Source organism: Arthrobacter sp. 05L417 (assembly GCF_056397865.1).
The window spans coordinates 110,941-117,762 of record NZ_JBFTOG010000012.1 but is presented as its reverse complement, the minus strand read 5'-3'; the positions used below and the strand labels follow the sequence as shown (position 1 = coordinate 117,762).

Here is a 6,822-nt window from a genome sequence, read left to right as displayed (position 1 = left end):
AGCAGGGCAGACTGGTCTAGAGCCATCGTGTGTTTGTGTCTTTCCGTGAGTTCTTTGATCGGTACTCACTGACCATCGCACGATGGCTCACTGCGTTGCCGGGCAACGCGCTACCGCGGCAGAACTACACCACCCCACGGGACGCAACCCGGTCCCGGGGACCCCATGTGCCGACTCGGCCATTTTGTACATGATTGCCGGACTCAGTTCCGGCTCTTTCCCGCTTGCTCGCCATCAGCGCGACCAGTCTTCAAAAGCAGTTTCTCCGCGATCACAACGACCTGGGAGGAAGCCACCCGATCCGACCCACTATGTACGATCCAGGATTGACGATACAAAGACTCTCTCGGGCCTAGCAGAGATCTGCCGCGACAGACGTCACCACTGGTCAGTTTGGAACCGGTTCACACTCACGGTCAGCTTCAAGTTCCATCATCCGCCGCTTCTATCCCGGCAACAAGCACTTTTTGACAAAAATTTTCTCTCTCGTGACACATAACACTACACACTTGACAGTTTAAGTCAATGGTGTAGTTGCCTCATCGACGTTGTCGGCGTCAGCACCCGGTACGGTGTGGACATCTACGCCGGGCATCGATGGCGTCCGGTGGGACAAAACCGAACAGTGCGACGCCAGCTGACAGCCTGAGAACCCAATCGGGCCGAGTGCTTCGGTCACTGGGTTCCCTGTGACCGAAGCGGATTGCCCCTTGCCCTCTTCCGCTCTCATTGGGCCGCAAGCGACTCGGGATCCCGCAAACCTCTAGGGAGAAGCCGACGCCGCACGACGCCAAGGAACTGCATCGAAAATGCTCGCCCAGGTAGTTGGCCCCAAGGAGTTCTCTTCCTGGCGTGTCAGCCGACGGTCAGCGTCAGTCACGGCCGGTAACCTGACATGACAACCCGTGACCTTCGGAACGCCGCAACGGTCGAAACCGAAGACTCCGACTGAACCTGCCGCCTATCTGTGAGTCCGCGCGTCCCCAAACCGCACCTGACCCGGTTCGATACAAAATTCGCGCGTACTGAAACATCCCTGAACGGTTAGACGAGAGTGCATCAGTCCTGAATCCGAGGTCCCTCCCCCTCAACTTCTAGGGACCGCGACGAAGCGCGCCCTGCCCTGTCCGGGAACACGGCGCATCGATGTGTCATGCTCGGGCGTGCCTCTCGAGGCCACCGCCGGTGGTCTCATCTACCTTGCTGGCCTTGCAAACGAGTGATGGTGAGGACCTCACTGGTATCACGCAGGGTCGCCGTGTGCCCGTCTCGGACGATGTCGAGCCAAAGCGCGCCGCGCTCCCCCAACCTAAGTCTGACGATGCCAAGCAACGGGATTTCTCTGCCGTCGTTGCGAAGTCTCGATGCTTCGAGGCCCTCGTAGGCGGGAACAGGAGTCTGGTTCGAAGCGAGGCGAAGGAGTGACCGCGGCGCATCAAGGTTGATTCGGTAAATCGACCCGGTGGACGTCCGAAACGCGTAAGCGCCCGAATCGTCGTTCGTGAGTTCATGGATCTCCATCATGCGGCCATGCTAGGACTCGCCCCCGACAATGCCAGGCAGCGATCAAGCAAGATCTGACGAGAGGTCATCCGCGCGGTCGCATGAGCGGCGGGTTAAGCACAACCTGCGTCGGTTGAGCCACAGAAGCACGGGCTGTCTGGGCGAGGCGGAAGAGCGAGGCCGGGCGGCCCGCATCACCGGTAGTCATCCGTCCGGTTTCTTCCAGGAAACCGGGCGTTCCGGTGGCTTTGCGGTGGAAATTCCGGGGATCCAGACGGGTGCCCCATACGGCCTCGTACACGGCGCGGAGCTGGGCGATGGTGAACTCCTCCCCGCAGAACGCGGCCGCGAGGGGCGAGTACTCCAGCTTTGATTTCGCGCGCTCCAGAGCGTCGGCGAGGATCCGCTCGTGGTCGAAGGCGAGTGTCAATTCCCCCTCGAGAATCTGGTTGACCGGGTACCAGGCGGCGTGCTCGGCGTCGCTCCCGGCGGAGAGGACGGGGAAGTTGGGCGCGAGCAGCAGATGGGCGACGGTGAGCACGTCCCCGCGCGGGTCCCGCCCCTGAGGACCATAACTCCCCAGTTGCTCCAAATGCCCAGGGATCCGCTCGACGCCGGTTTCCTCCGCCAGTTCCCGTCCCGCAGCAGTCACCAGGTCTTCACCGGCCAGCACGAACCCGCCCGGCAGGGCGAGTTCGCCGCCGAAGGGCTCGATAAGGCGGGTGATCAGCAGGACGTTCAGAACGTCCTCAGAGACGGTGAGGGCGACGACGTCGACGGTCACCGGGAAGCGCGCGGGCGCCGGGTAGGACTTGGGCATGGACCCATCCTAGATAGTTATCGTCACCTTGACAATAAATCGGCGGCAAGCCTATCGTTTGATTATCGTCAGATTGACGACAACAGTGAACGGTTAGGGGAATCCCATGGCCAGCATCAAGCGCTACCCGTGGATCAGCCACTTCCTGGGCAGCCCCACCGGCTACGTCGTCCACCTGCAGAAAGGCTCGGTCCGGCACCAGGGCGTGGGCCAGGCGTTCTGGTACCGGCCGGTGAACTCCGTGCTCAGCGAGGTCCCCGTGGACGACCAGGAACTGCCCACGCTCTTCCACGCCATCACCCGGGACCACCAGGACGTAAGTGTGCAGGCCAACGTGACCTACCGCTTCATCGACCCCGTGGCCGTGTCCGCCCGGCTCGACTTCGCCCTCCAACCCGCCGGCTCCGGGGCAGGCACGGTGCAGGCGACTGGGAAGGAGCAGGTCGCCACGATCATCGGCCAGCTGTGCCAGAGCCACGCCATCGACCAGATCGCCACCACGACCCTCGCCCAGGCCCTGGAGCGCGGCGTCAGCCAGCTCCGCAGCGTCCTCGCCGACGCACTCCGTGCCGACGCCCGGCTGGCGTCCACCGGCATCGAAATCCTCGGCGTGCAGGTCCTGGCCGTCCGGCCGGAGTCCGACGTCGAACGGGCACTGCAGACGCCCGTCCGGGAACAGCTCCAGGCCGAAGCAGACCGGGCCGTGTACGAACGCCGGGCCGTCGCCGTCGAGCGCGAACGGACCATCTCCGAAAATGAAATGGCCAGCCAGATCGAACTCGCCACCCGCCGCGAACACCTCGTCGCCCAGGAAGGCACCAACGCACGGCGCGAAGCCGAAGAGAAAGCCGCCGCAGGCCTCATCCAAGCCCAGGCCTCCGCCGAACGCCAAGGCATCAACGCCACCGCCGAAGCCAACCAGATCCGGCTCGTCGGCGAGGCGGCCGCGGCACGAGAGGCCGCCACCATGGAGGTATACCGGGGCATGGAACACACCACACTGATCGCACTGGCCCTACGCGAGGCAGCCGGGTCCCTCCCCAGCATCGGCAACCTCACCATCACGCCCGACCTGCTCAGCGGAGCCCTCGCCGGACTATTCCAGAACCCGGCCGGCAAAGCTGACCCCGCCGCGGCCGGGACGGTGGCCGGCACCACCGGCCGGCCCGGGAAGTAGGCTCCCGCCATGGCCACCCCCCGCCTCGTCATCGTCCACCGGCGCACCGAACTGCACGAACTCCTGGACCGGCACGCCACCCGCGGCCAAGCCGAATTCTTCCTCCGCACCAGAGGCCGCACCATCCAGGACGTCCAATACCACCACGACCGGACCAGCGAGGCCCTGGCAATAATCCGCGCCGCGGTCCCGGCCGAGTGGCGTCACGCCGACGTCGAACGGGCGGACCTCAGCCGCTTCCTGTTCACCGCAGAGGACGTCATCGCCGTCGTCGGCCAGGACGGACTCGTGGCCAACACGGCCAAATACCTCAACGGACAGCCCGTGCTCGGGATCAATCCCGAGCCGGGCATCAATCCAGGTGTCCTCGTCCGGCACAACCCCGCCGCGGCCGCCAAACTGCTACAGGATTCTGCTCTGGCCGGGCCCACGGAGCAGTTGCCCTGCCATGAACTGTCCACCGTGACGGCACGGCTCGACGACGGTCAGGAACTCTCAGGACTCAACGAGATCTTCATCGGGCACGCCTCGCACCAATCGGCCCGGTACCGGCTCACGGCCGCGGACGGGCAGACAGAACGGCAGTCCTCCTCGGGTCTCATCGTCTCCACCGGCACCGGCGCCACCGGCTGGTGCGCATCCATCGCCCTCGAACGCGGAGGACGCACGCTGCCCGCCCCGACGGATCCCCGGCTCGCGTGGTTCGTCCGGGAAGCCTGGCCCTCCCCGATCACCGGAGCCTCCCTGACCGAAGGTACCTTGGAGGCGGGCGAGACACTCAGGATCACCGTGGGCTCCGATCAACTCGTGGTGTTCGGGGACGGCATGGAAGAGGACCGCCTCACCGCCTCCTGGGGCCAGGAAATCACCGTCCACCTGGGCGAACGACCACTCCGGCTCGCGGCGTAAAGTAGCGCTACCGGGGGAAGCAAAACGGTGCACTTGTTGACCAGCCGGGATCGCCCCCGCCCGGAAAACCGGCCCTGAGGGAAGCTTTCGCTCGTCGGACAGGGGCCGGGAAGTGTAAAGGTACAAAAAGTATAAAGACGTATAAAAGGTCCAACAGGGACACGGGTGGATGGCCCATAAAGGCGGGCCGGCGACAGCTGACGTTGCCGCACCGGGATGCGGGCAACGAACCGTTCGCTCTAGGCCCGGATGGGCTGCTCGACGAGGCCACCTGCCACATTGACGTCGTCGGCCTAAGCGCCCGTTAAGGTGTGGACATCCAGGCCGGGCCCGGCAGCGATCCCCTTGAAGAACTCGAGATGCTGCAATGATCGAGAATCTCGGTAGCTTCAAAGTCGTGACGGGCGGGCAGTCCAAGGCCGTCGGCCCTGCCGTCAGGCGTACGCGGGGCCCACCCACACCGGCGCCGTCTAACTGGACTCACAGGCCGGGCGGGTTCAGCGTCCGATTCTGACAGCTTCCACGACATCTTCCACGCGCAGTGGATGCATGGTGGCCTGCCAGGACTCGAAACGACCGTGATTCCCCGGCTCAAAAATGCCGTCCCATCCCTGCTCGACGTCTGCCCTCAAATCCGCTGGCAGTCCGCGATTCCTGCACCCCGGGCTCCTGCAGCCCTGAGTCTGGCCCACAATTCGTCGACCAGGCGGTTCATGCGGGCGGTGTAGCCTTCATCGCCTTCGCCGGGGCGACCGGGTGTATGCGGGAACTTGTTCAGGACCGAATGCCAGTCGCCGTAGTGCGAGAGCAGCACCCGTTCCCGCGGTACCTTTCAGGTCAGCAGAACCTGACCGATGGAGACCTTGCAGCTGTCCGCCAGATCCGGGCGCGTGATCCGTGCCCAAGACCAGATGGCCCCATGGCCGGCGGAGGTGAGCTGTGCTGCCATCTGCTGGTAAAGCCAGACGTAGGCGTCGACAAGATAAGGATCGATACGGGAAGGATCCGACACGAGCAGTCCTGCCGAACAGAGCGCAGCGAAAGCTTCCTCGCTCTGAATGGTGTGGAGAAGCAGTTGGTCGGCGGAAATGTCTTAGCCAATCCACCCCGGCGGGACGGCGTCCGCAGGGGCGGCTTCGATGATTGGAAAACTCGACACACCAATATCATCGCTGAGAACACCGACAGCGGTCGTCAATTGTGCAAAGCGCCTTTGCACAATTGACCTATCAGTTGCGAGGGCGTTCGGTGGGACAAAGCCGGATCGTGGGACGCCAGCAGCAGCCCGTTAAGCAGCGATCAGGGTCTAGGCTAGTGGCCATGGAAGACGCTGTCGTCGATACCGCACACCGGGCAAACCCCAGTAAGGAAGCCGAGGTGCCGGCCGACAGACTCCTGGAACACTCTCAACCTGGCGATGGAAACACCAACACCGCGCCCGATACAGGCACTACAAGGGCGCGCCGACACGCCCCATAAACGCGATGGTAGTACTAGGCACTGACCCGTTCACGGAGCAGTTTCTTGTCTACCTGAGATGCCGGTGCTCAAGGCGACCGGACCTTGCCAGGTCTGGTCGTGGGACATCTCCGACGTCTATTCCAAGTGGCAGGGGAAGGTTTTCAAGGTGTACTCCATCATGGATATCTTCTCCCGGCAGATCGTCGGCTGGCGGGTCGAGGAACGTGAGTCCGACCACCTCGCCGCGGAGATGTTCGAGACAGCCATCGCCCGGTACGGCGCCCCGCTCATCGTGCATGCCGATTCAGGCCCGGCCATGAGATCAAACCTGCTCCGTGACACCCTCACCGCCCACGGCGTGGAACTGTCCCATAACCGCCCGTACGTATCCAACGACAATCCCTTCTCGGAGTCGGGGTTTCGCACGATGAAATACCGGCCCGGCTACCCCCGGATCTTTGACGATCTCGTGGCCGCGAGGGAGTACCTCACCGGTTATGTGCACTGGTACAGCACCGATCACAAACACTCCGGCATCGCACTGTTCTCACCATCACAAGTCCACGACGGATCGTGGAAAGAACTCTGGAACAAGCGAGACAAAGTCCACCAGGACTACTACGAACGACACCCGGAAAGATTCCGCCAACGACCCACCACACCGGCCCCCGCCACATACGTCGGGATCAACCTGCCCGAGACCAAAACATCCCAAAAACTAGCCCAGTGACTCCACACAGCTTGACAATTTTCGCCTCCACCGGATCAGTGACGATGGAGTGGTCAAGTGACCGACCTTGGGTGTGCAGTGCTTGAAGCAGCCGATCGCAGTCGGTACGCACCCGTTCGAGGGTGTCGGCCGAGAACTCGACCATAAGATGGCATTCCCCTGAGGCAGGGAGTCAACGCTTGCGAGTCCTCTACGGTGGCGCATGATGTCCACGATCGAAGA

7 protein-coding genes are annotated in these 6,822 nt (G+C 63.3%); 3 read left to right on the top strand and 4 right to left on the bottom strand.

Translation table 11 applies throughout. From position 1 onward, the window contains the following. Positions 1-1,191: 1,191 nt before the first annotated feature. Positions 1,192-1,524 (bottom strand): hypothetical protein, encoded by a 333-nt coding sequence (locus AC1DJW_RS11665; protein WP_441429377.1) that lies wholly within the window; start codon positions 1,522-1,524, stop codon positions 1,192-1,194. Positions 1,525-1,588: 64 nt separating this feature from the next. Beyond that, the gene (locus tag AC1DJW_RS11660; RefSeq protein WP_441429378.1) at positions 1,589-2,323 is read right to left on the bottom strand and encodes an NUDIX hydrolase; all 735 of its coding nucleotides are present in this window, start codon (positions 2,321-2,323) and stop codon (positions 1,589-1,591) included. 106 nt (positions 2,324-2,429) lie between these two features. Between AC1DJW_RS11660 and AC1DJW_RS11655 the strand changes: the two genes are divergently transcribed. Together AC1DJW_RS11655 and AC1DJW_RS11650 are read left to right on the top strand one after the other, a co-directional pair. Then, complete coding sequence (locus tag AC1DJW_RS11655; RefSeq protein WP_441429379.1) at positions 2,430-3,500, top strand: SPFH domain-containing protein; 1,071 nt, start codon at positions 2,430-2,432, stop codon at positions 3,498-3,500. Between the two features lie 9 nt (positions 3,501-3,509). After that, a complete protein-coding gene (locus tag AC1DJW_RS11650; protein ID WP_441429380.1) occupies positions 3,510-4,409 on the top strand; it encodes a diacylglycerol kinase catalytic domain-containing protein in 900 nt (299 codons plus the stop codon). 628 nt (positions 4,410-5,037) lie between these two features. Here AC1DJW_RS11650 and AC1DJW_RS11645 read toward each other — a convergent pair. Then, on the bottom strand, positions 5,038-5,223 hold the full coding sequence (locus AC1DJW_RS11645; RefSeq protein WP_441429381.1) for a hypothetical protein: 186 nt from the start codon (positions 5,221-5,223) through the stop codon (positions 5,038-5,040). 18 nt (positions 5,224-5,241) lie between these two features. Then, positions 5,242-5,421 carry a hypothetical protein gene (locus AC1DJW_RS11640; RefSeq protein ID WP_441429382.1) on the bottom strand — a complete coding sequence of 60 codons (180 nt, stop codon included), beginning with the start codon at positions 5,419-5,421 and terminating at the stop codon, positions 5,242-5,244. A 525-nt stretch (positions 5,422-5,946) separates the two neighbouring features. On the opposite strand from AC1DJW_RS11640, the gene AC1DJW_RS11635 reads away from it, so the two are divergent. Further along, the gene (locus AC1DJW_RS11635) at positions 5,947-6,600 is read left to right on the top strand and encodes a transposase (protein WP_441429383.1); all 654 of its coding nucleotides are present in this window, start codon (positions 5,947-5,949) and stop codon (positions 6,598-6,600) included. Positions 6,601-6,822: the final 222 nt, after the last annotated feature.